The following is a 22,929-nucleotide window of genomic DNA, read 5'->3' as shown; positions in this document are numbered from 1 at the left end:
ATGGTGTATTCCGCCGTGGCCGGCTCGGCGCCGCCCGCCTGCTTCAAACTGGTCCTGCTCGATGAACCTCATGCATCGCTGGCAACACTACTTCAGCAATCTCTCCGTCCGGCGCAAGCTCAATCTGCTCACGCTGCTCATCGCGCTGGGCGTGGTCGCGCTGTCGGTGATCGCCGCCCGCATGCAGTACCTGGACCTGACTGAAACGCGCAAGACCTCGCTGAAGACCCAGGTCGAACTGAGTTACGGCATTGTCCAGCACTACCACCGCCTGGCCGGTACCGGCGAGCTCAGCGAAGAGGCAGCCAAGGCCGCCGCCCTGCAGGCGCTGGAGAGGATGCGTGCCGAGAACGACACCTACTACTACAACGTCTACGACACCGGCTACCGGGTACTCATGCACCCGTTCCGCAAGGACCTGGTCGGCAAGGACATGAAGGATTTCCGCACCGATGAAGGGGTGCGCATCTATTACCAGCAGGTCGAGGCAGCCAAGGCCGGGGGCGGCTTCGTCGACTACCGCTGGGCCAAGCCCGGCAGCGAAGGCACGGTCGGCAAGATCGCCTATGCCGGGCTGTTCGCGCCGTGGAACTGGGTCATCAGCAGTGGCGTCTACACGGACGACGTGCAGAAGCAGGCCCTGGTGTTCACCACGATCATGGCGATCTCCGGTGGCGTGGTGGTTCTGATCGTGCTGGCCTTGAGCTGGCTGATCGGCAACCGCATCGCGGTACCGTTGAAGCAGGCTACGGCCGTGGCCGAAGGCATCGCCGCTGGCAGACTGGACAGCCATATCGGCCCGCAGCCGCATGACGAGCCCGGCCGCCTGCTGGATGCGATGTCCGCCATGCAGCGGCAGCTGCACGCCGTGATCGGCGGCCAACGCGAGATGGCACGTCGCCACGACGCCGGTGAACTCAGCTACCGCATCGATGCCAGCGCATTCCCCGGCGAGTATGGGCTGATGGTGCAGGAGACCAATGCGCTGGTCGGCGGCCACGTGCAGACCCTTCATGATGTGCTCGATGTCGTCCAGCAATACGCCGTCGGCGATCTGAGCCGTGATATCGCCCGCTACCCGGGCGAGAAGGCGGCGATGACCCATGCCGTCGATACCGTCAAGGACAACCTCGGCCGCATCAATGCCGAGATCAAGCAGCTGGCCGGCGCCGCCGCTGCCGGTGACTTCAGCCGTCGCGGCGACGCACAGCGCTTCGATCACGATTTCCGCACCATGCTGGAAAACCTCAACGCGATGATGGCAGTCAGCGATGAGAACCTCGGCAAGCTGTCACAGCTGCTGTCAGCCATCGCCGAAGGCGACCTGACCGCCCGCATGCAGGGCGACTACCAGGGCGTGTTCGCACGCATGCGTGACGATGCCAATGCCACCGTCACCCAGCTGACCCGCATCGTTGGCCAGATCCAGGCCAGCGCCTCCAGCATCACCCTGGCCGCCGGCGAAATCGCCTCGGGCAACAACGACCTGTCGCGCCGCACCGAACAGCAGGCCGCCAACTTGGAAGAAACTGCCGCCTCGATGGAGGAACTGACCTCCACCGTGCGCCAGAACGCCGAGCACGCCCGCCAGGCCAACCAGCTCGCCATCGGTGCCCATGGCGTCGCCTCCCAGGGCGGCGAAGTGGTCGGCCAGGTGGTCACCACCATGTCCGCCATCGAAGCCTCCTCGAAGAAGATCGCCGAGATCATCAGCGTCATCGACGGCATCGCCTTCCAGACCAACATCCTGGCCCTGAACGCCGCGGTCGAGGCCGCCCGTGCCGGTGAACAGGGCCGCGGCTTTGCGGTGGTCGCCAGCGAAGTACGCACCCTCGCCCAGCGCTCGGCCGCCGCCGCCAAGGAGATCAAGGGCCTGATCGACGACTCGGTGGGCAAGGTCGCCGATGGTTCTGCGCTGGTGCACAAGGCCGGCGCCACCATGGACGAGATCGTTGCCTCGGTGCAGCGCGTAACCGACATCATGGCCGAGATTTCCGCGGCCTCGCAGGAACAGAGCGCGGGCATCGAGCAGGTCAACCAGACCGTGGTGCAGATGGACGAGACCACCCAGCAGAACGCCGCGCTGGTGGAGGAAGCCACCGCCGCTGCACGGGCGATGGAGGAACAGGCCGCGCAGCTGGCCGATGCCGTGGCGATCTTCCGCCTCGACAACCAAGTGGCCGCCGCAGTGAAGGCGGCGGCCGCACGGGTGGAACCAACGGTGACCGCCAACACGGCACGCGCGCATGCGCCGGCCGCGCCGGTCCGCCGCGCCCACACTCCCCCCGTCGTCGCCAGCGACTGGCAGGAATTCTGAGAACCCGCGGTGGCTGCGGCCACCGCCCACGCCGATGGACACGTCCCCCGTGCATAGTCCCAGCCCCATCGTCACCGGTCCGCGCGAGTTCGAGTTCGCCGACCGCGATTTCCGCCGTGTCTGCGACCTGATCTACCAGCGGGTGGGCATCGCCCTCGCGCCCGCCAAGCGCGACATGGTCTATGGCCGCCTGTCGCGTCGCCTGCGCACACTCGGCATGCGCAGCTTCCAGCAGTACCTCGACCATCTGGAACAGGAGGGCGGTGACGAATGGCAGGCGTTCACCAACGCCCTGACCACCAACCTCACCTCCTTTTTCCGTGAGCCCCACCATTTCGACAAGCTGCGCGAGGAACTGCGGCAGCGCTCCGGCCACGCCCCGCTGCTGCTGTGGTCCTGCGCCGCGTCCACCGGCGAGGAACCCTACTCCATGGCGATCACCGCGTGCGAGGCGTTCGGCAGCCTGAAGCCACCGGTCCGCATCATCGCCACCGATGTCGACACACAGGTCCTGGCCACCGCAGGCCGTGGCGTGTACGCCATCGACCGCGTCGCCAGCCTCGATCCGGAGCTCCGCCGACGGTATTTCCAGCGTGGCAGTGGCCCCAACGAGGGCCAGTGCCGGGTGCTGCCCGCACTGCGCGACCTGATCGAGTTCCGCCCGCTGAATCTTCTTGCCCCGCGCTACGACGTTGGCGGCCCGTTCGATGCGCTGTTCTGCCGCAACGTGATGATCTATTTCGACAAGCCGACCCAACGCGCCATCCTTGGCCGGCTGGTGCAGCATCTCACCGATGACGGACTGCTCTACACCGGCCACTCGGAGAACTACCTGCACGCGGCCGATCTGATCCAGCCCTGTGGCCGCACCCTGTACCGACGCGCGCAGGGGGCCGGCGCATGAACGCCTCGCTGCGCACCGACGAGGTGATGCGCTACCAGGACGCGCGCTTCCAGACCCTCGCCGCCAAGCTGTTGCCGACCCAGTACCTGGTGGTCGACGACACCACTGCGCTGACCACCACGCTGGGCTCCTGCGTGGCTGCGTGTCTGCGCGATCCGGTGCTGAAGATAGGCGGCATGAACCATTTCCTGCTGCCGGAAGGCAATGCCGGTGACGGCGCGCCTGCACGCTACGGCAGCTATGCGATGGAGCTTCTCATCAACGACATGCTCAAGCGCGGTGCGCACCGCAAGCGCCTGGAAGCCAAGGTGTTCGGCGGCGCCAACGTGCTCAAGGGTTTCACCAGCAATCCCGTGGGCACCCGCAACGCCGAGTTCGTGCGCCAGTACCTGCAGGCCGAGCACATTCCGATCATCGCCGAAGATCTCTGCGGCATCCATCCACGCAAGATCTGGTTCTTTGCCGATACCGGGCGCGTGGTCGTGCAGCGCCTGCCACATGCCCACGAAGCGGAAGTGGCCGCCACCGAATCGGCAGTGCGTGCCCGTCTGTCCAGGGCCCCGGTCACCGGTGGCGTGGAGCTGTTCGAATGACCCTGACCGGCAACGCCCCCTGCCGGGTCCTGATCGTGGACGACTCCGCCGTCGTGCGGCAGATGCTGACCGAAATCCTTTCCAGCGATCCGGCCATCGACGTGGTCGGCACCGCCGCCGATCCGCTGCTGGCACGCGAGAAGATCAAGCGCCTCGCTCCGGACGTGATCACCCTGGACGTGGAGATGCCGCGCATGGACGGGCTGGCCTTCCTGGAAAACCTGATGCGCCTGCATCCCTTGCCGGTGGTGATGATCTCTTCGCTGACCGAGCGGGGGGCCGACACGACCCTGCAGGCGCTGGCACTGGGTGCCGTGGATTTCGTTTCCAAGCCGAAGCTCGATGTGGCGCGCGGACTGCAGGGCTATGCCGAAGAAATCATCGGCAAGGTGAAGATGGCCGCCCGCTCGCGGGTGCGTCCGCTGCTGCGGGCTGCGGCACCGAAACTCACCCTGGATGCGGCACCGGCATCGCGCCCGGTGGCACCACAGTTCCGCACCACCGACCGCCTGATCGCGATCGGTTCGTCGGCCGGTGGCACCGAAGCCCTGCGCGTGGTGCTGGAAGGCCTGCCCGCCGATGCACCGGCGGTGGTGATGACCCAGCACCTCCCGGCCAGCTTCAGCAGCGCCTTCGCCGAACGCCTGGACCGGCATTCGGCCATGGCCGTGCGCGAGGCCAGCGACGGCGAAGCCGTGCTGCCCGGCCATGCCTATCTGCCGCCGGGCGGCAGGCACCTGCGGATCATCCGCGATGGTGCGCGCTGGCGTTGCCGCGTCGATGACGGCCCAGCCGTGAACCGGCACAAGCCTGCGGTCGATGTGCTGTTCCGTTCGGTGGCCCAGAGTGCCGGCGGCAATGCCATCGGCGCCATTCTCACCGGCATGGGCGATGACGGCGCGCGCGGCCTGCTGGAAATGCGCCAGGCAGGCGCTCCGACGCTGGTGCAGGATGAAGCCACCAGTGTGGTCTGGGGCATGCCCGGCGCCGCGTTCAAGCTCGGCGCGGCCGAGGAACAGGTGCCGCTGGAACGGATCGCCGAGCGCCTGCTCGCCCTCGCCCGCGGGCAATAGCGACGAACGCACGCTCCACCCTGCAGTAAAAAACCCCCGGCTTTCGCCGGGGGTTTTCGTTTCAACGCATCAGGCGGCGACCGTATTGGCCACGTCCTGGTACTCCTCGATCTGGTCGAAGTTCATGTAGCGGTAGATCTCGCTGCCGCTGGCGGCGATCACGCCGACGTCGGCCATGTATTCTTCCTTGGTCGGGATGCGGCCCAGACGCGAGCAGATCGCGGCCAGCTCGGCCGAACCCAGGTACACGTTGGTGTTGCGGCCCAGACGGTTCGGGAAGTTGCGGGTCGAGGTCGACATCGCGGTGGAGCCTTCGCGGATCTGCGCCTGGTTGCCCATGCACAGCGAGCAGCCCGGCATTTCCATGCGCGCGCCGGTCGCACCGAAGGTGCCGTACACGCCTTCCTTGGTCAGCTCGGAAGCGTCCATCTTGGTCGGCGGGGCCACCCACAGACGGGTCGGCAGGTCGCGCTTGCCTTCCAGCAGCTTCGCGGCCGCACGGAAGTGGCCGATGTTGGTCATGCACGAACCGATGAACACTTCGTCGATCTTGGCGCCGGCCACTTCGGACAGGGTCTTCACGTCGTCCGGATCGTTCGGGCAGGCCACGATCGGCTCGTGGATGTCGGCCAGGTCGATCTCGATGACGGCAGCGTACTCGGCGTCGGCGTCCGGCTCCAGCAGCTGCGGGTTGGCCAGCCAGGCCTCCATCTTCTCGATGCGACGCTGCAGCGAACGCGGATCCTGGTAACCCTCGGCAATCATCCACTTCAGCAGGGTGATGTTGCTGGTCAGGTACTCGATGATCGGTTCCTTGTTCAGGCGGACCGAGCAACCGGCGGCGGAACGCTCGGCCGAGGCGTCGGAGAGCTCGAACGCCTGCTCGACCTTCAGCTCCGGCAGGCCTTCGATTTCCAGGATGCGGCCGGAGAAGATGTTCTTCTTGCCAGCCTTGGCAACCGTCAGCAGGCCCGACTTGATCGCGTACAGCGGAATCGCGTTGACCAGGTCACGCAGGGTCACGCCCGGCTGCATCTGGCCCTTGAAGCGCACCAGCACCGATTCCGGCATGTCCAGCGGCATCACGCCGGTGGCGGCGGCGAAGGCCACCAGGCCCGAGCCGGCCGGGAACGAAATGCCCACCGGGAAACGGGTGTGCGAGTCGCCGCCGGTGCCGACGGTGTCGGGCAGCAGCATGCGGTTGAGCCAGCTGTGGATCACGCCGTCGCCCGGACGCAGCGAGATGCCACCGCGGGTGGAGATGAACTCCGGCAGCGTGTGGTGGGTCTTCACGTCCACCGGCTTCGGATACGCGGCGGTGTGGCAGAACGACTGCATCACCAGGTCGGCCGAGAAGCCCAGGCAGGCCAGATCCTTCAGCTCGTCACGGGTCATCGGGCCGGTGGTGTCCTGCGAGCCCACCGAGGTCATCTTCGGTTCGCAGTAGGTACCCGGGCGCATGCCCTGGCCTTCCGGCAGACCGCAGGCGCGGCCGACCATCTTCTGCGCCAGCGAGAAACCCTTGCCGGTGTCGGCCGGCTGCACCGGCAGGCGGAACAGGGTGGTCGGGGCCAGGCCCAGCGCTTCGCGCGCCTTGCCGGTCAGGCCACGGCCGACGATCAGCGGAATGCGGCCGCCGGCACGCACTTCGTCGAACAGCACTTCGGACTTCACTTCGAACTCGGCGATCACTTCGCCGTTCTTCAGTGCCTTGCCGTCATACGGACGCAGCTCGACAACGTCGCCGTGCTCCATCTTCGAGACATCCAGCTCGATCGGCAGCGCGCCGGCATCTTCCATGGTGTTGTAGAAGATCGGGGCAATCTTGCCGCCCAGGCACACGCCACCGGCGCGCTTGTTGGGGATGTAGGGGATGTCGTCGCCGGTCCACCACAGCACGCTGTTGGTCGCCGACTTGCGCGAAGAGCCGGTGCCGACCACGTCGCCGACGTAGGCCACCAGGTGACCCTTTTCCTTCAGCGACAGGATCTGCTGGATCGGACCGCGCTTGCCGTCTTCTTCCGGAGTGAACGGCGCGTCATCGCGCTTGTTCTTCAGCATCGCCAGGGCGTGCATCGGAATGTCAGGACGGGTGGTGGCGTCCGGCGCCGGCGACAGGTCGTCGGTGTTGGTTTCGCCCGGCACCTTGAACACGGTGATGGTCAGGCTCTGCGGCACTTCCGGCTTGCTGGTGAACCACTCGGCGTCGGCCCAGCTCTGCAGCACGGCCTGGGCATTGGCATTGCCGGCCTTGGCCTTGTCCTGCACGTCGTGGAACGCATCGAACACCAGCAGGGTGTTCTTCAGGCCGTCGGCGGCGATGGTGCCGACGCTGGCGTCGTCCAGCAGCTGCACCAGCGGGGCCACGTTGTAACCGCCCAGCATGGTGCCCAGCAGCTCGGTGGCGCGCTCGCGGCTGATCAGCGGATTCTGCTCGCTGCCCAGCGCGATCGCGGCCAGGTACGAGGCCTTGACCTTGGCGGCGTCGTCCACGCCGGCCGGCACACGGTGGGTCAGCAGGTCGAGCAGGAACTCGGCCTCGCCCGCCGGCGGGTTCTTCAACAGTTCAATGACGTCTGCCGTCTGCTGGGCGGTCAGCGGCAGCGGCGGGATGCCAAGCGCGGCGCGCTCGGCTACGTGGTGGCGATAGGCTTCCAACATGACAACTCCCGGGTAATGCGGTTATGGAACAGTGAAAGGAATGCAACGGGCTCAGGCGTGCGGCACGATCAGCTTCAGGCCCTTGAAGTAGTCGCGGTAAAACGTGTCGTTCCAGGTGATGAGCCCATCGCACTGCAGCAGTGCATGGGCCCCCACCATGAAGTCGTCCAGGCTGCGGCGCCGGGTACCACGCTGGCGGTGGCGGCGATGCATCTCGCCGGCGCGCAATGCCGATTTGGCTTCCAGCGCGTTGAAGTGGACGCCCATCTCTTCCAGCGCTTCCAGCACCTCGGCCCCGCCACGCAGGCTGGCGCAGACTTCGGCCAGGGTCGCCCCGCACACCACCACCTTGCCGCCGACCAGGCTCTGCCGCAGGCAGGCTTCGACGGCGTCGGCCTGCGGGCCATTGCTCAGCAGTTCGACCAGCACAGGGGAATCGACGGCGATCATCACGGCTTAGTCCTCGTCGCGCACCGCGCGTACGGCGGCGTCGGCGGAATCAAAGCCGTCCAGCGCGAACTTGCCACGCGCCCGTGAAATCGCGTCGTCGACACTTTTGCGCAGAATGATGCGGCTGCCGTCCAGTTCGACCTTGAGCTGGGTGCCCTTGGTCAGGCCCAGGGCGTCACGCACAGCCTTGGGCAGGGTGATCTGACCGCGTTCGGCGACAGTGGCTTCCATGGGTAGGCCCTCTTCGGTATGTACGAATTATACATACTCAAGGCGTCATACCGCCAGCCGCCCCCCCCTTTACGGCAATGCCGGCACGTGGCCGGCATTGTCCGTTCAGCTTGATGCCTTCACTCAGAACGCAACCTGCAGCCGGGTATTGACCGTCGTGCCCTCGTCCTTGCCGCGCACCGCACCGGTGGGGTTGTCGGTCTGCCAGCGGATCACGTCGAGCATCACCCGGCTGTAGTCGTTGAGATACCAGTTGGCACCCACCGTCCACGCATGTCCGGTGCCGCCGGTCGGCAGTTCCGAGTAGTCCACGTCTTCATAGCGCGCACGCAGCTCCCATGCGCCCCGCCCGCCACGGGTCACCGGATCGGCCACCTTGACCCGGCCCCAGGTGCCGGTCTTGCCCGAGTACGCCGGGCTGGCCCCGCCAAGGAACCAGCCGGCGGAAATCGCCCAGGCCTGGTGATCGAGGTCGTAACGGCCGCTGGCATCGGCGCCGCGCAGGTTACGCGTGCCCCACTCGCCCGTGGCCCAGCCCTGGCCAAAGAAGCCCGCCGCTTCCACACCGTAGGCGGTGCTGCGATCGGTGCCGACCAGCGTGCCCGGTGTGATCTTGACCAGGTCGTTGAAGTGGCCGGCAATGGCGGAGCTGCGCAGCACGCCCGAGGAGCCTGCGGCGATCTCTTCGTGGAACGCCCACGCCCCCAGATGCACGGTCGCGGCCTTGCTGTCGATCGGGTTCCAGTGGACGCGGGTGGCCCAGGTCTGGCTGTCGTTGTTGTCGCCGGCATTGTTGAGGTCGTTGCCGGCCACTGACAGGCTGGCGTGCCAGCCCTTTCCGTACACGCGCTCGGTGAGGCCGACGCCGAACAGGCCCCGCTGCGGCAGCATCAGCGTGCCCACCACGTTGCGGTCCGGGAACGGCGTGTTGGAGGTGCTGCTGGAGCCATCGATGCCGCGGTCGTTGAGGCGGTTGCCCACGGTGAGGTCGGCAGGCAGGCCGAACAGCCTGTGGTCCACAGTGGCATACACCGACTTCCACGCCACCTCGTTGTCAGCGAAGTCGCCCTCCACCACCCAGCCGAGCGTGCCGTAGCGGCCCTCCGCGCCCAGGCGCACCGAACGGATCTCGGTACCGGAGATGTTGCGGTCGCTGCTGGACGAGCCGTCGGTGCTGGAGCCGTCCACGAACAGACGACCGCGCGGGCGGAAGATCATGTTGCCGTCAGCGCTGCTGAATTCCGGCGCGCCCTTCGACCACGACACCTTCGGCGCCTTGGACTGCTGGGTTTCCAGCGCCGCAACACGGGTTTCCAGGGCAGACGCAGGAGGGGCAGCCGCCGCGTTGCCGGCGGTCGTACCGACGCCTTCCAGCGCATCCAGTCGCGACTGCAGTTGCTGGATCTGCTGCGCCTGCTGCTGCACCAGCGCGGCGAGTTCGGCCTGGCTCAGCGGGGCCGGTGGGGCTGTGGCGGCCTGTGCTCCGGCATGGCCGCTGGCCAGCAGCAGGCCAAGGGCGACCGTCAGCGCTGCACGCGGCAGCACGGGATGGCTATGCATGGTGTTCTCTCCAGCCAGCCGGCCCCCTGGCCTGGCGCTGGCCCGTTGCGATGATGCGGGGGAATTACGGAAGGGCGCGCCGCCGGATCATTCCAGCGGCGCGCCAGGCAGGCTCAGCTGGTGGCCTGGGCCTGGGCGTTTGGACGCCAGGTGATGAGCTTGTTCTCGACCACGTCGAGCAGTGCATCGATGACCAGCACGAAGGCGGCCAGGATGATGATGCCGGCGAACACGCCCACGGCATTGAAGTTGCCTTCTGCCTGCGCGATCAGGTAACCCAGGCCCGCCGAGGCACCCAGATATTCGCCGATGATCGCGCCGACCACGGCAAAGCCCACCGAGGTGCGCAGCGAGGACAGGATCCAGCTCGCCGCCGCCGGGAAGTACACGTGACGCAGCAGGTCACTGCGGCTGGCACCGAGAATGCGGGCATTGGCCAGCACCACCGGGTTCACTTCGCGCACGCCCTGCATGGCATTGAAGAACGTGGTGAAGAACACCAGCGTCACCGCCAGTGCCACCTTCGACCACAGCCCCAGGCCCAGCCACAGCACGAAGATCGGCGCCAGCACCACGCGCGGGATGGCATTGAAGCCCTTGATGAAGGGATCGAGGATGCGCGCCGAGCGCCGGCTCAGGCCCAGCCACACACCGCCTGCAACGCCCAGCCCGGTACCGATGAGGTAGCCCAGCGCGGTTTCGGTCAGGGTGATGTACACGTGCTGGTAGAACGAGGTATCCGACAACCAGTTCCACGCCTGCTGGGCGATGGCCGTGGGCGCGGGGAAGAAGAACGGGTCGATCCAGCCCAGCGCGATGCCGCCCTCCCAGCCACCGAACACGGCGATGACCAGTGCGATCTGGATGAAGCGGTCAGTCCTGGCGTGCATAGCTCTTCTCCACTTCGCCGCGCAGGCAGGCCCAGATGTCGCGGTACAGGTCGGTAAAACGTTCGTCGAGCTTGATCTCGGCAACGTTGCGGGGGCGTTCCAGGTCCACATCGAAGCTGCGCACCACGCGGCTTGACGGACCCGAGGACAGCACCACCACGCGGTCGCCCAGCGCGATGGCCTCTTCCAGGTCGTGGGTGATCAGGATCACCGAGCGACGGTCTTCCTGCCACAGGCGCAGCAGTTCGTTCTGCATCAGATGGCGGGTGTGGATGTCCAATGCCGAGAACGGCTCGTCCATCAGGATCACCTTGGGCTCCACGATCAGTGCCTGTGCCATCTGCACGCGCTTGCGCTGGCCGCCGGAGAGCTGGTGCGGATAGCGGTGCTCGAAGCCGGTCAAGCCGACCTTGGCCAACCAGGTGGTGACCTTCTGCCGGCGCTCGGCTTCATCGACGCCGCGGAACTTCAGGCCCAGTTCCACGTTCTGGAAGGCGGTCTTCCACGGCAGCAGCGCGTCCTGCTGGAACAGGTAGCCGACGGACGCCTGCACGCCATTGACGGCGCGTCCGTCGATGCTCACGTCACCGGCGCTGGGCTTGAGCAGGCCCGCCACGGAATTGAGGATGGTGCTCTTGCCGCACCCGGTGGGACCGACGATGGCGAGGAACTCGCCATCACCGACCTGGATATCGACATCGCGCACGGCGGTGAAGTCACCGAAGGACATGGTCACCTTGTTGATGGCGACCATGGTCTGTGCGGGCTCCAGCTGCGGCGCGCCATTGAACTGGCGCACGGTGGCATTGAGGGCCATGGGTTATCTCCGCTTACGGTTGGGTTGCCTGCGTCGCGGCGCTGGCGCGCTCGACGAAGGCATTGGTGTAGGTCCGGGACAGGTCGATGTCCGCGTTGGCCACGTCCTTGTTGAACTCACGCAGCACCTTCAACGGCGTTTCCAGGTCCGCGGGCGTGAAGTGACCATCGGTGGTGAAGATGGCGCGGGCGTTCTCCACGGCGCGCGCGTAGGTGGCGCGGTCGCCGGAGACGTAGCTGTCCGGCAGCGCAGCGACGATGTCCTCGGCATTGTTGTCGGCGATGAACTTCAATGCCATCTGCTCGGCGCGGGCGATCTTCTCGGCTGCTTCGGGACGTGCTTCCAGGAAGCTGCGGTTGGCGTACATCACCGAGGTGGGATAGAGACCGCCGTACACCTGGCGTGCCCCCTCGTCGCTGCGCGCATCAATGATGATCCTGCCGACCTTGCGCTCGGTGATCAGGGTCGCGGCCGGATCGTAGTTGACCAGCAGGTCGATCTTGCCCTGCTCGAGCGCCGCCACCGCCGCCGCACCAGAACCCACGCCGATCAGCGAGATGCTGTCCACCGGGATGTCGTGCTGGGCCAGAAAGTGGCGCACGAAGAAGTCCGATGACGAACCCGGGGCGGTAATGCCGATCTTCTGGCCCTTGATGGTCTGCGGGCGCGCCGGATCGAAGCTGGCATCCTCGCGGCCGGCCATCACCAGGCCCGAATTGCGCGACAGCAGCACGAAGCCGACCACGTCCTTGTGCTTGGCCTGCATCTGGATGGTGTGGTCGTAGAAGCCGACCGCCACGTCGGTCGAGTTGGCGACCAGGGCCTGCAGCACCTTGGAGCCGCCCTGCGCGAAGTTCTCGGTCTTCACCTGCAGGCCGACGTCCTTGAAGTAGCCCTTGGCGTCGGCGATGAAGAACGGCAGGTTGTTGAGGTTGTAGGAACCGACGCTGATCCGCACCGGCGCATTGTCGCCGCCGGGCGCCGAGGCCCCGCTGGCATCGTCTTTGCCGCAACCGGACACGGCCAGGCTCGCCGCGCACAGCGCGGCCATGAAGAACTGCTTGTACATCATCCCTCCCAGGAGTGAAGCATCTGCGTTGTAGTGGCCTGGCCACGCGCTTCTGCGCGGCCCCGACCGGTTTCAGGTCATGCCGCTGAGGTCCATTGGCGGGCTTCGGTGGAATGGGTTTCGGCAGTGGCAGGCGAAGTCGCGAACACGCGCCCTTCGAACAGGCGGCGCGCGGTACGGACCACGCTGGCAACGACCGGCGCATCGTCCGAGCTGCGGCTCAGGCCCACTTCCAGCAGGCCGCTCGGATGTTCGAGGGTAATGCTGCCCGGCATCGGCAGGCATCCGACGAAAGTGTTGGCCAGGGTGCCGGGCGTGACTGCGGCGGTGGCCAGACCGACCGCGCCGGTGATGGCAAGCGCGGTGTGGCATTGGTGGGGCATGAAGTAGCGCACCTGCAGGTCGCCGCCCTGCTGCGGTGCGGAAAGCAGCACCGGCTTGGGAATCACCTTGCTGCCCGCGTCGGCGATGCCCATGTGCGTACCCGCCTCGATGCGCATCGCTTCCAACCGCGCCAGCAGCGCATGATCCGCGTTCAGTTCCGCCGGCGAGGCGTCACCACGGACACCCATATCGGCCGCGCGCACCATCATCATCGGCATCGCGCAATCCACCAGGCTGACGGCGATGCCGTCGATCATATCCTGCGGCCGCCCACTGGGCAGCAGCCGGCCGGTACGTGCACCGGCCGCATCGAGAAAGGCCAGGCGGACCGGCGCGGCAGCGCCAGGCGCGCCCGCGATACGCGTGTCGCCCCGGTAGGCCACCTGGCCGTTCGGGGTTTCCACCGTGGCCACGATCAGCTTGCCGGTGTTGACGTTGTGGATGCGCACTTCGGTGCGCGGGTGGCGCGCAGGAACCAGTCCGCGTTCGATCGCGAAGGGACCGACCGCCGCCAGCATGTTGCCGCAGTTGGGGGTGGTATCCACCACCCGCTGCTCGACCCGGACCTGCGCGAACAGATAGTCGACATCGGCATCGGCGCGGCTGGCGGGGCTGACGATCGCCACCTTGCTGGTCAGCGCATTGCCACCGCCGATGCCATCGATCTGCAGCGGATGGCCCGAGCCCATCACCTCCAGCAGCAGCTGGTCGCGCAGGCCGGCGTCGGCCGGCAGGTCCGAGGCCAGGAAGAACGGCCCCTTGGACGTGCCGCCACGCATGAGGACGCAGGGGATACTGAGCAGATCGTTCGACATACGTGTGCTAGATTGATGCGTATAGGGGATGAATGACCCCTCTGTGATTCGATACTGGCATGAGCCGGATTGATCTGTGAATTGCTGATTTTTGGATGATTGATACCGTATGAGCATCAATTGCGAAATCCTCGATCTGCGCGCGTTCCTGCTCGTCGCCGAGACGCGCAGCTTCCATCGCGCCGCTGAAACCCTGCACGTCTCGCAGCCCGCGCTCAGCCGCCGGATCCAGAAGCTGGAGCAGGCCGTCGGCTCACCGCTGCTCGAACGCACCACCCGCAGCGTCAGCACCACCGCGGTCGGCGAGAACCTGCTGCCGCTGGTACGGCGCATGCTGGAGGAATTCGATGGTTCGCTGTTCTCGCTGCGCGGGCACGACGACACGCGCGGCGCCACGGTCACCATCGCCTGCCTGCCCACCGCGGCGTTCTACTTCCTGCCCAGTGTCATGGCACGCTTCCACGACGCGCATCCGCACGTCCGCTTCCGCATCCTCGACATTCCCGCCACCGAGGGGTTGCAGGCAGTGGAACGCGGCGAAGTGGAGTTCGGCATCAATTTCATGGGTGCCAACGATCCCAACCTGGATTTCGATGTACTGGCCGAGGACCCGTTCGTGCTGGCCTGCCGCCGCGATCATCCGCTGGCCCGCAAGCGCCGCGTGGAATGGGCCGATCTTGCCCAGCACCAGCTGATCACCGTGCATCGCACCAGTGGCAACCGGACCCTGCTCGATGGCGCCCTCGCCCGTGAGAACCTGAAGCTGAGCTGGCATTACGAAGTGACCCACCTGTCCACCTCCCTGGGCATGGTCGAGGCCGGGATCGGCGTGTCGGTGCTGCCGAAGATGGCGACCCCGGACGGCGACCATCCCATCCTGGTGACCCGGCCGATCGGCAATCCGGTGGTCTCGCGCACCATCGGCATCGTGCGCCGCCGTGGTGCCCTGCTCTCGCCCACGGCCGAACGCTTCCTGCAGATGCTGATGAGCCAGTGGCGGGGCAAGCCGTGACATCGGCACTACATACAGCCATGTAACCTTGCGTCCTGCGCCGAGGACGTTCCCGGCCGCGCCGGCTCCGCCATACTGGCGGGGATCCGGTGGCGGAGAGCCCCGGCATACGCAAGCAGGTCCGTCCATGCACGGGCCACTGCAAGCCATCCGCAAGAAGGAGTCATCCCGCATGAGCGATTCGTTCTCCACCCGCAGCCAGCTGGACGTCGGCGGCAAGACCTACGACTACTTCAGCCTGCCCACACTGGGCCAGCGCTTCGACATCTCCCACCTTCCCTACTCGATGAAGATCCTGCTGGAGAATCTGCTCCGGCACGAAGACGGCGGCGTCACCGTCGGCAAGGAGCACATCGAGGCCGTTGCCCGCTGGAGCCCGGCGGCCGAGCCGGACACCGAAATCGCCTTCATGCCCGCGCGCGTGGTCCTGCAGGACTTCACCGGCGTACCGTGTGTCGTCGATCTGGCCGCCATGCGCGATGCGGTGGTCAAGCTGGGCGGCAAGCCGGAACAGATCAATCCGCAGATCCCTTCGGAACTGGTGATCGACCATTCGGTACAGGTCGATGTGTTCGGCAAGCCGGACGCGCTCGATCTCAATGGCAAGATCGAATTCCAGCGCAACCAGGAACGCTACGGGTTCCTGCGCTGGGGCCAGAAGGCGTTCGACAACTTCAAGGTGGTGCCGCCCAACACCGGCATCGTCCACCAGGTGAACCTGGAGAACCTGGCCCGCGTGGTGATGACCGCGGACAAGGATGGCAGGGCCGTGGCCTACCCGGACACCGTGTTCGGTACCGACAGCCACACCACGATGATCAACGGCATCGGCGTGCTTGGCTGGGGCGTGGGCGGCATCGAAGCCGAAGCGGCCATGCTGGGCCAGCCGTCGTCGATGCTGATCCCGCAGGTGGTCGGCTTCAAGCTCACCGGCCGGCTGCCTGAGGGCGCCACCGCCACCGACCTGGTGCTGACCGTCACCCAGATGCTGCGCAAGCTGGGCGTGGTCGGCAAGTTCGTCGAATTCTATGGCGATGGCCTGCAGCACCTGCCACTGGCCGACCGCGCCACGATCGGCAACATGGCACCGGAATACGGCGCCACCTGCGGCATCTTCCCGATCGACGCCGAATCACTGAACTACCTGCGCCTGTCCGGTCGCAGCGAAGAACAGATCGAACTGGTCGAGGCCTACGCCAAGGCGCAGGGCCTGTGGCACGAACCGGACAGCCCCCATGCCCAGTACAGCACCACGCTGGAGCTGGACATGGGCACGGTGAAGCCGTCACTGGCCGGACCGAAGCGCCCGCAGGACCGCGTGCTGCTGGAAGACGTGCAGAAGAACTACCGCGAAGCCCTGGTCGGCCTGACCAGCAACCGTGACAAGCGCAGCGACGATGTGGCCTCCTTCCTCAACGAGGGCGGCGGCACCGCGGTCGGCAACGAACAGCTGGCCAAGGGCTTCGCCGACATCGAGATCGAAGGCCGGAAGGTCCGCCTGAAGGATGGCGCGGTGGTCATCGCCGCGATCACCTCCTGTACCAACACGTCCAACCCGGCGGTGATGATCGGTGCCGGCCTGCTGGCGCGCAACGCGGCGGCCAAGGGCCTGGATCGCAAGCCCTGGGTGAAGACTTCGCTGGGCCCAGGCTCGCGCGTGGTCACCGACTATCTGGAAAAGGCCGGGGTGCTGAAGGAGCTGGAGAAGATCGGCTTCTACGTGGTCGGCTACGGCTGCACCACCTGCATCGGCAACTCCGGCCCGCTGCCGACCGAGGTCAGTGCCGGCATCGCCGCCGGTGACCTGGTGGTGACCTCCGTGCTGTCGGGCAACCGTAATTTCGAAGGCCGCGTGCATCCCGAAGTGAAAATGAACTACCTGGCCAGCCCGCCACTGGTGGTCGCCTACGCCATCGCCGGCACCACCGACATCGATCTGACCACCCAGCCGCTGGGCACCGGCAGCGACGGCCAGCCGGTCTACCTGCGCGACATCTGGCCGAGCAACAAGGAAATCGGCGATGTCATCGCCGCCACCATCGGCCCGGAGATGTTCAAGCAGAACTACGCCGACGTGTTCAAGGGCGATACGCGCTGGAACACCATCGCCTCGCCGGACGGCAATCTGTACGAGTGGAGCGATGACTCCACCTACATCAAGAACCCACCGTACTTCGATGGCATGACCATGCAGACCGGCAGCATCGACGACGTGCATGGCGCGCGTGTGATGGGTCTGTTCGGCGACTCGATCACCACCGACCATATCTCGCCGGCCGGCAACATCAAGAAGGATTCGCCCGCGGGGCGTTACCTGCAGGCCCGGGGCGTGCAGCCCGCCGACTTCAACAGCTACGGCAGCCGCCGCGGCAATGATGACGTGATGGTCCGCGGCACCTTCGCCAACATCCGCATCAAGAACCTGATGTTCGGCGGCGAGGAGGGTGGCAACACCCTGTACTACCCGGCCGGCGGTGGTCAGCCGGAGAAGCTGGCGATCTACGACGCGGCGATGAAGTACAAGGCCGACAAGGTGCCGCTGGTCGTGCTGGCCGGGAAGGAGTACGGCACCGGTTCGTCGCGCGACTGGGCCGCCAAGGGCACCCTGCTGCTGGGCGTGAAGGCGGTCATCGCCGAGAGCTTCGAGCGCATCCACCGCTCCAACCTGGTCGGCATGGGCGTGCTGCCGCTGCAGTTCCGCAATGGTGAGAACGCGCAGTCGCTGGGGCTGGATGGCTCGGAAGTCATCGACATCACCGGCCTGGAGGACGGTGCGAGCAAGCGCGCCACGGTCACCGCGACCCGGGCCGATGGCACGCAGAAGCGCTTCGAGGTGTCGGTGATGCTGCTGACACCGAAGGAAGTGGAATACTTCCGCCACGGTGGCCTGCTGCAGTACGTGCTGCGTCAGCTGGCTGCCCGCTGACCCGGCGCGCGGCATCCGGCGGGCGGAAGCCCGGCCCCGGCATCACCGCCGGGGCGCTGCGGAGGCGCGCGAACCGGTGGTTCGCAACCGCGCCTCCTCGCCCACCACGGCGGCCTGCTGCAGTACGTGCTGCGTCAGCTGGCTGCCCGCTGACCCGGCGCGCGGCATCCGGCGGGCGGAAGCCCGGCCCCGGCGTCACCGCCGGGGCCGAATCGCCCATGAATCATATTTTTGATATTTTTCACCATTCATGCAATTTGCATGAAACAGGCGTAAGGTGATCGCACAGGTCCCCTGGAGCACCGCCATGCTGCACGCCCCCGTCCGCTTCGACCCGATCAACGAGCTGACCCACACCACCGCCTCGTCGGTGAAGGAACATTGGCGCAAGGTCATGCAGGAAGTGCGCGACCAGCACATGGTCGTGGTCACCAATCACAACGAACCGCAGGCGGTGATCGTTTCCATCGAGCAGTACCGTGCGCTGCAGGCCAAGGTCGAAGCGCTGGAAAGCTCGCTGGAGGAACTGCGTGGGCAGGACCCGGCCCTGGCAGATCTGCGTGCCGGCTTCGACCAGCGCCTGGCGGTGCTGCAGCACGCCCAGGCCGGTGATGCTGCACGCGCGCTGCTGCGTCGCCCTGCCCGCCTGAAGGGCCAGGTCAAGGCGGGCACGGGCCACTGATGCCACGCCCGTTCCTGTATGTGCTTGCCGGCGTCAATGGCGCCGGCAAGAGTTCGGTGGGTGGCCACGTGCTGCGCGAAGCCGGCCTGGAATGGTTCAACCCCGATACGTTCGCCCGCGGGCTGCGCGAGCGGGCCGGCCTGGACCCCATGGAGGCCAATGCCGAAGCCTGGCAGGAGGGTGTCAACCGTATCCGCGACGCCCTGGATCACGCCCGCAACCATGCCTTCGAGACCACGCTGGGGGGCAACTCGATCACCGCCCTGCTGCGTGAGGCCAGCCGCACCCATGACGTGCTGATGTGGTTCTGTGGACTGTCCAGCCCGGAGCAGCACATCGCCCGGGTACGCGCACGGGTGCAGGCCGGTGGCCACCCCATTTCCGAAGTCGACATCCGCCGCCGCTGGCCGCTGGCGCAGCAGAACCTGATCGGGCTGATGCCGGTGCTGGCGCAGCTGCAGGTCTACGACAACAGCGCCGACGCCGCGCCGGGCGAGGCCGTGCCCGATCCACAGCTGCTGCTGCAGATGGAGGACGGCCACCTGCAATGGCCGGCCGCCGATGACCTGCAGCAGCTGCAGCGCACGCCCCCATGGGCGACAGCCCTGCTGGAAGCCGCCCTGCGCCTGTAATGCCAAGGGCCGGCAGTGCGCTCAGCGCCGCGGCGCGTCCGGATCGGTGCGCAATGCGCGCAGCAGGCCCAGCATGTAGAACGCCAGGGTGAACGAGAACGGTAGACCGCACAGGACCACGGCCGTCTGCATCGCGCTGAAGTTGCCCGCCAGCAGCAGGCCGATGCTGGCCACGGTGATGCCCACCGCCCAGAACACGCGCAGCCAGATCGGCGCATCGTGACCATCCTCCACCCCGTCGTCGACACGGCGGGTGCACAGGTTGGCGATCATCAGCGTGCCCGAATCGACCGGGGTCAGGAACAGTACGAAACCGATCACCACTGCGGCACCGGCTACATAGGGTGCGCCGGGCAGGTACTCCAGCAGCTTGAACAGGGTCATCGCTGCATCGTGCTGCGCCACCTGCCCCAGCACCGCCTGGCCATGGTTGAGCACCAGGTCGATGGCGGTGTTGCCGAAGATCGACAGCCACGCCAGCGTGAAGCCGAGCGGTATCAACAGCACGCCCATCACTACCTCGCGGATGGTGCGGCCGCGCGAGATGCGTGCCACGAACAGGCCCACGAACGGCGCCCAGGCGATCCACCACGCCCAGTAGAACAGCGTCCAGGAACCCATCCAGGCGCGGCCCTGCGGATCGTTGAGATACATGTCGAAGCTCTTGCGCACGAATGCGCCGAGATAGTCGCCCGTGTTCTGCACCAGGCCATCGAACAGATGCAGGGTCGGGCCGGTAACCAGCACGAACAGCAACAGCGCGCACAACAGGCGCACGTTGAGGTTGGACAGCCAGGCGATGCCCTTCTCGACCCCCGCCACCACGCCGATGGTGGCCACCACCATCATCACCAGCACGATCGCGACCAGCACCTGCGGTGTGTCCGGGATGTGGAACAGATAGACCAGGCCGGACTGCACCACCAGCGCACCGATGCCGAGATTGGTGACCATGGAGATCAGCGTGGCGAGAATGCCGAAGCCATCGACCATGTCGCCGATGCGGCCATGGATGCGCTCACCGAAGATCGGATACAGCGCCGAGCGCAATGCCAGCGGCAGGTTGCGGCGATAGGCGAAATAGCCCAGCGCCACCCCGACCAGCGCGTACAGCGCCCAACCATGCAGGCCCCAGTGCAGGAAGGTCAGCACCATCGCCTCGCGCCCGGCCGCCACCGTGCCGCCCGGCTGGCCCGGCGGGTTGAGGAAATGGTCCAGCGGCTCGTAGGCACCGTAGTACAGCAATGCGATACCGATACCCGCCGAGAACAGCATCGACACCCACGCGACGTAGCCGAAGGCCGGCGATTCCTCGTTTTGGCCCAGGCGGATACGGCCATAGGGCGAGAACGCCAGCCACAGTACGAATCCCAGGCACAGCACGACCAGCAGCATGTACCACGCGCCGAACGCAGCCGAGATCTCGGCCTGCGCCCATTGCAGCCAGTGCTCGCTGGCATCGGGATAGAGGACGGTGAGCAGCCCGAGAATGCCGATCGACACCGAGGAGCTGAGGAAGACAAAGCGGTTCAAGCGCAGGGGCGAACGCTTGGGATGAGCCTGGGAAGACATGGGATCGTCTCATCAGTCCGAAGGAGCACATGGGCGGGGCCGGACCGGGAAACCGGGCCCATGGCGTGGGGCGCGAGCGCATCCTAGGGTTTATTGATTGAACGTTCAATCAATAAAAAGCATAATGATGGCCAACCCGATGCCTCGGGTCGCAATCCGTGGAGAGACAATGCCGAAGAAGGGCGTGGAGCCGGTCCGTCGCGAACAGTTGATCCGGGCCACTTTCCAGACCATCGACGAAATGGGCATGGCCGATGCCACCGTCGCCACCATCGCCAGGAAGGCCGGGCTGTCCAGCGGCATCGTCGCCCATTACTTCGGCGACAAGGACGGCCTGCTCAACGCTGCGATGCGGCAGATCCTGCGTGAATTGCGGGACGCGGTCGCCCGCTGCCGGGCCGGGGTCGGCGACGATCCCCGCGACCAGCTGCGCGCCATCGTCGATGGCAACTTCGATGACAGCCAGATCAATGGCACCGCGATGCGTGTCTGGCTCACCTTCTGGGCCGCGAGCATGCACCAGCCGGAACTGGCGCGCCTGCAGCATGCCAACGACCAGCGCCTGTTCTCCAACCTGTGCCACCAGTTCAACCGCGTGCTGCCACGCCCACAGGCACGCCTCGCCGCCCGCGGCCTGGCCGCGATGATCGATGGCCTCTGGCTGCGCGGCAGCCTGGTCGGCGGCGCCTTCGATGCTGACAAGGCCCGACGCATCGCCTACGGCTACATCGACTTCCAGTTGCAGGCCGACGCGCTATAAGCGCTTTCAGCTTCCCGCCCCCTTTCGAGGAGTACGCCCCATGACCACCCTGCCCGTCCAACAGCTCTACTTCCATGGCCGCCGGGTCGATGCCACCAGCGGCAAGACCTTCGCCACGGTCAACCCCGCCACCGGTGAGGTCATCGCCGAGGTGCAGGTCGCCAGCCAGGCCGACGTCGAACGCGCCGTCGAAAGCGCCACCGAAGGCCAGAAGGCATGGGCGGCAATGACCGCCATGGAACGTTCGCGCATCCTGCGCCGCGCCGTGGAGATCCTGCGCGAGCGCAATGACGAACTGGCCCGCCTGGAAACGCTCGATACCGGCAAGGCGCTGGCGGAAACCACCACGGTGGACATCGTCACCGGCGCCGATGTGCTGGAGTATTACGCCGGCCTGGCGACCGCCATCGAAGGCATCCAGCTGCCGCTGCGCGAATCCAGCTTCTTCTACACCCGCCGTGAACCGCTGGGCGTGGTCGCCGGCATCGGTGCCTGGAACTACCCGATCCAGATCGCCCTGTGGAAGTCGGCGCCGGCGCTGGCCGCCGGCAATGCAATGGTGTTCAAGCCGTCCGAGGTCACGCCGCTGACCGCCATCCGGCTTGCCGAGATCTACACCGAAGCCGGCGTGCCGGCCGGCGTGTTCAATGTCGTGCAGGGCCCCGGTCGCGAAATCGGCAACTGGCTCACCGAACATCCGGTGATCGAGAAGATCTCCTTCACCGGCGGCGTGGCCACCGGCAAGAAGGTGATGGCTGCAGCCGCCTCCTCCTCGCTGAAGGAAGTGACCATGGAACTGGGCGGCAAATCGCCGCTGGTGATCTGCGATGACGCCGATCTCGACCGCGCCGCCGACATCGCGGTGATGGCCAATTTCTTCAGCTCCGGCCAGGTGTGCACCAATGGCACCCGCGTGTTTGTGCCGCGCGGCATGCTGGCCGCGTTCGAGGCCGCCGTGGTCGAGCGCGTCAAGCGCATCCGCATCGGCGATCCGATGGCTGCGGGCACCAACTTCGGCCCGCTGACCAGCTTCCCGCACATGGAGAACGTGCTGCGCTACATCGAAAGCGGCAAGACCGAAGGCGCGCGCCTGCTGATCGGCGGCGGCCGTGCCACCGACGGCACGCTGGCCCAGGGCGCCTATGTGCTGCCGACCGTGTTCTCCGACTGCCGCGACGACATGACCATCGTCAAGGAAGAGATCTTCGGGCCGGTCATGAGCATCCTTGCCTATGACAGCGAAGATGAAGTGGTCCGCCGCGCCAACGACACCACCTTCGGCCTCGCCGCCGGCGTGGTCAGCAAGGACATCAGCCGCGCCCACCGCATCATCCATCGCCTGGAAGCCGGCATCTGCTGGATCAACACCTGGGGCGAATCGCCAGCCGAAATGCCGGTGGGTGGCTACAAGGAGTCCGGTGTCGGCCGCGAGAACGGCCTCTCGACCCTGGGCCACTACACCCGCATCAAGTCGGTGCAGGTCGAACTGGGCGACTACGCCAGCGCGTTCTGAGCCGCGCCCCTCGTCCGGCCACCGCGCCGATCCGACATTCCGCCGGGACGCCTGTTTGCAGCGTGTCC

19 protein-coding genes are annotated in these 22,929 nt (G+C 66.5%); 10 read left to right on the top strand and 9 right to left on the bottom strand.

Features of this window, described 5'->3' with window-relative positions:
* The first annotated feature begins 61 nt into the window (after positions 1–61).
* From ACZK08_RS09035 to ACZK08_RS09020, 4 genes are read left to right on the top strand one after another with little or no spacing between them, the layout of a single operon-like run.
* Complete coding sequence (locus ACZK08_RS09035) at positions 62–2,317, top strand: methyl-accepting chemotaxis protein (protein ID WP_478452698.1); 2,256 nt, start codon at positions 62–64, stop codon at positions 2,315–2,317.
* Between the two features lie 34 nt (positions 2,318–2,351).
* The gene (locus tag ACZK08_RS09030; RefSeq protein ID WP_065182661.1) at positions 2,352–3,221 is read left to right on the top strand and encodes a CheR family methyltransferase; all 870 of its coding nucleotides are present in this window, start codon (positions 2,352–2,354) and stop codon (positions 3,219–3,221) included.
* Positions 3,218–3,814 (top strand): chemoreceptor glutamine deamidase CheD, encoded by a 597-nt coding sequence (gene cheD, locus ACZK08_RS09025; protein WP_053519995.1) that lies wholly within the window; start codon positions 3,218–3,220, stop codon positions 3,812–3,814. Before ACZK08_RS09030 ends, cheD begins: the two co-directional genes overlap by 4 nt.
* Positions 3,811–4,887 carry a protein-glutamate methylesterase/protein-glutamine glutaminase gene (locus ACZK08_RS09020; protein ID WP_111186102.1) on the top strand — a complete coding sequence of 359 codons (1,077 nt, stop codon included), beginning with the start codon at positions 3,811–3,813 and terminating at the stop codon, positions 4,885–4,887. Before cheD ends, ACZK08_RS09020 begins: the two co-directional genes overlap by 4 nt.
* 69 nt (positions 4,888–4,956) lie before the next feature.
* Here the strand turns inward: ACZK08_RS09020 and acnB are convergent, their stop codons facing one another.
* The 8 genes from acnB to ACZK08_RS08980 all read right to left on the bottom strand — a co-directional run bounded on the left by acnB (position 4,957) and on the right by ACZK08_RS08980 (position 13,764).
* Complete coding sequence (acnB, locus tag ACZK08_RS09015; RefSeq protein ID WP_053519994.1) at positions 4,957–7,548, bottom strand: bifunctional aconitate hydratase 2/2-methylisocitrate dehydratase; 2,592 nt, start codon at positions 7,546–7,548, stop codon at positions 4,957–4,959.
* Positions 7,549–7,599: 51 nt separating this feature from the next.
* Entirely contained in the window at positions 7,600–7,998 is a 399-nt protein-coding gene (locus ACZK08_RS09010) for a type II toxin-antitoxin system VapC family toxin (protein ID WP_065182662.1), read from the bottom strand.
* A gap of 6 nt (positions 7,999–8,004) precedes the next feature.
* Positions 8,005–8,229, bottom strand: coding sequence for an AbrB/MazE/SpoVT family DNA-binding domain-containing protein (locus ACZK08_RS09005; RefSeq protein ID WP_053519992.1), 225 nt, complete (start codon positions 8,227–8,229; stop codon positions 8,005–8,007).
* A gap of 123 nt (positions 8,230–8,352) precedes the next feature.
* Positions 8,353–9,789: an OprO/OprP family phosphate-selective porin gene (locus ACZK08_RS09000; RefSeq protein ID WP_065182663.1), complete on the bottom strand. Its 1,437-nt coding sequence runs from the start codon at positions 9,787–9,789 to the stop codon at positions 8,353–8,355.
* Positions 9,790–9,902: 113 nt separating this feature from the next.
* Positions 9,903–10,679 carry an ABC transporter permease gene (locus ACZK08_RS08995; protein WP_053519990.1) on the bottom strand — a complete coding sequence of 259 codons (777 nt, stop codon included), beginning with the start codon at positions 10,677–10,679 and terminating at the stop codon, positions 9,903–9,905.
* A complete protein-coding gene (locus tag ACZK08_RS08990) occupies positions 10,663–11,496 on the bottom strand; it encodes an ABC transporter ATP-binding protein (RefSeq protein ID WP_053519989.1) in 834 nt (277 codons plus the stop codon). Before ACZK08_RS08990 ends, ACZK08_RS08995 begins: the two co-directional genes overlap by 17 nt.
* A 13-nt stretch (positions 11,497–11,509) precedes the next feature.
* Positions 11,510–12,565, bottom strand: a complete 1,056-nt coding sequence (locus ACZK08_RS08985) for an ABC transporter substrate-binding protein (RefSeq protein ID WP_065182716.1) — start codon at positions 12,563–12,565, stop codon at positions 11,510–11,512.
* A 77-nt stretch (positions 12,566–12,642) separates the two neighbouring features.
* Positions 12,643–13,764, bottom strand: coding sequence for a 4-oxalomesaconate tautomerase (locus ACZK08_RS08980; RefSeq protein WP_065182664.1), 1,122 nt, complete (start codon positions 13,762–13,764; stop codon positions 12,643–12,645).
* Positions 13,765–13,873: 109 nt separating this feature from the next.
* Between ACZK08_RS08980 and ACZK08_RS08975 the strand changes: the two genes are divergently transcribed.
* The 4 genes from ACZK08_RS08975 to ACZK08_RS08960 all read left to right on the top strand — a co-directional run bounded on the left by ACZK08_RS08975 (position 13,874) and on the right by ACZK08_RS08960 (position 19,016).
* Positions 13,874–14,776, top strand: coding sequence for a LysR family transcriptional regulator (locus ACZK08_RS08975; protein ID WP_053519987.1), 903 nt, complete (start codon positions 13,874–13,876; stop codon positions 14,774–14,776).
* 172 nt (positions 14,777–14,948) lie between these two features.
* A complete protein-coding gene (gene acnA / locus ACZK08_RS08970) occupies positions 14,949–17,702 on the top strand; it encodes an aconitate hydratase AcnA (RefSeq protein WP_053519986.1) in 2,754 nt (917 codons plus the stop codon).
* Between the two features lie 307 nt (positions 17,703–18,009).
* Positions 18,010–18,384 carry a type II toxin-antitoxin system Phd/YefM family antitoxin gene (locus ACZK08_RS08965; RefSeq protein WP_053520391.1) on the top strand — a complete coding sequence of 125 codons (375 nt, stop codon included), beginning with the start codon at positions 18,010–18,012 and terminating at the stop codon, positions 18,382–18,384.
* On the top strand, positions 18,384–19,016 hold the full coding sequence (locus ACZK08_RS08960) for an ATPase (RefSeq protein WP_053520390.1): 633 nt from the start codon (positions 18,384–18,386) through the stop codon (positions 19,014–19,016). Before ACZK08_RS08965 ends, ACZK08_RS08960 begins: the two co-directional genes overlap by 1 nt.
* 21 nt (positions 19,017–19,037) lie before the next feature.
* Here ACZK08_RS08960 and ACZK08_RS08955 read toward each other — a convergent pair whose 3' ends face one another.
* Entirely contained in the window at positions 19,038–20,588 is a 1,551-nt protein-coding gene (locus ACZK08_RS08955) for a BCCT family transporter (RefSeq protein ID WP_065182665.1), read from the bottom strand.
* Between the two features lie 169 nt (positions 20,589–20,757).
* Here ACZK08_RS08955 and betI point away from each other — a divergent pair, with 169 nt between their 5' ends.
* Together betI and betB are read left to right on the top strand one after the other, a co-directional pair.
* Positions 20,758–21,348, top strand: a complete 591-nt coding sequence (betI, locus tag ACZK08_RS08950; RefSeq protein ID WP_053520388.1) for a transcriptional regulator BetI — start codon at positions 20,758–20,760, stop codon at positions 21,346–21,348.
* 40 nt (positions 21,349–21,388) lie between these two features.
* Positions 21,389–22,861 (top strand): betaine-aldehyde dehydrogenase, encoded by a 1,473-nt coding sequence (gene betB / locus ACZK08_RS08945; protein WP_478452695.1) that lies wholly within the window; start codon positions 21,389–21,391, stop codon positions 22,859–22,861.
* Positions 22,862–22,929 lie beyond the last annotated feature (68 nt).

This window comes from Stenotrophomonas sp. 112478_Sma, from assembly GCF_056479905.1.
The sequence above is the reverse complement of the archived record's forward strand: the minus strand, read 5'-3'. Positions and strand labels throughout refer to the sequence as shown.

Bases quoted from the DNA above. Each gene is read 5' to 3' on its own strand.
- ACZK08_RS09035 (WP_478452698.1), top strand. From the start codon at position 62: ATGAACCTCATGCATCGCTGGCAACACTACTTCAGCAATCTCTCCGTC.
- ACZK08_RS09030 (WP_065182661.1), top strand. From the start codon at position 2,352: ATGGACACGTCCCCCGTGCATAGTCCCAGCCCCATCGTCACCGGTCCG.
- cheD (WP_053519995.1), top strand. From the start codon at position 3,218: ATGAACGCCTCGCTGCGCACCGACGAGGTGATGCGCTACCAGGACGCG.
- ACZK08_RS09020 (WP_111186102.1), top strand. From the start codon at position 3,811: ATGACCCTGACCGGCAACGCCCCCTGCCGGGTCCTGATCGTGGACGAC.
- acnB (WP_053519994.1), bottom strand. From the start codon at position 7,548: ATGTTGGAAGCCTATCGCCACCACGTAGCCGAGCGCGCCGCGCTTGGC.
- ACZK08_RS09010 (WP_065182662.1), bottom strand. From the start codon at position 7,998: ATGATCGCCGTCGATTCCCCTGTGCTGGTCGAACTGCTGAGCAATGGC.
- ACZK08_RS09005 (WP_053519992.1), bottom strand. From the start codon at position 8,229: ATGGAAGCCACTGTCGCCGAACGCGGTCAGATCACCCTGCCCAAGGCT.
- ACZK08_RS09000 (WP_065182663.1), bottom strand. From the start codon at position 9,789: ATGCATAGCCATCCCGTGCTGCCGCGTGCAGCGCTGACGGTCGCCCTT.
- ACZK08_RS08995 (WP_053519990.1), bottom strand. From the start codon at position 10,679: ATGCACGCCAGGACTGACCGCTTCATCCAGATCGCACTGGTCATCGCC.
- ACZK08_RS08990 (WP_053519989.1), bottom strand. From the start codon at position 11,496: ATGGCCCTCAATGCCACCGTGCGCCAGTTCAATGGCGCGCCGCAGCTG.
- ACZK08_RS08985 (WP_065182716.1), bottom strand. From the start codon at position 12,565: ATGTACAAGCAGTTCTTCATGGCCGCGCTGTGCGCGGCGAGCCTGGCC.
- ACZK08_RS08980 (WP_065182664.1), bottom strand. From the start codon at position 13,764: ATGTCGAACGATCTGCTCAGTATCCCCTGCGTCCTCATGCGTGGCGGC.
- ACZK08_RS08975 (WP_053519987.1), top strand. From the start codon at position 13,874: ATGAGCATCAATTGCGAAATCCTCGATCTGCGCGCGTTCCTGCTCGTC.
- acnA (WP_053519986.1), top strand. From the start codon at position 14,949: ATGAGCGATTCGTTCTCCACCCGCAGCCAGCTGGACGTCGGCGGCAAG.
- ACZK08_RS08965 (WP_053520391.1), top strand. From the start codon at position 18,010: ATGCTGCACGCCCCCGTCCGCTTCGACCCGATCAACGAGCTGACCCAC.
- ACZK08_RS08960 (WP_053520390.1), top strand. From the start codon at position 18,384: ATGCCACGCCCGTTCCTGTATGTGCTTGCCGGCGTCAATGGCGCCGGC.
- ACZK08_RS08955 (WP_065182665.1), bottom strand. From the start codon at position 20,588: ATGTCTTCCCAGGCTCATCCCAAGCGTTCGCCCCTGCGCTTGAACCGC.
- betI (WP_053520388.1), top strand. From the start codon at position 20,758: ATGCCGAAGAAGGGCGTGGAGCCGGTCCGTCGCGAACAGTTGATCCGG.
- betB (WP_478452695.1), top strand. From the start codon at position 21,389: ATGACCACCCTGCCCGTCCAACAGCTCTACTTCCATGGCCGCCGGGTC.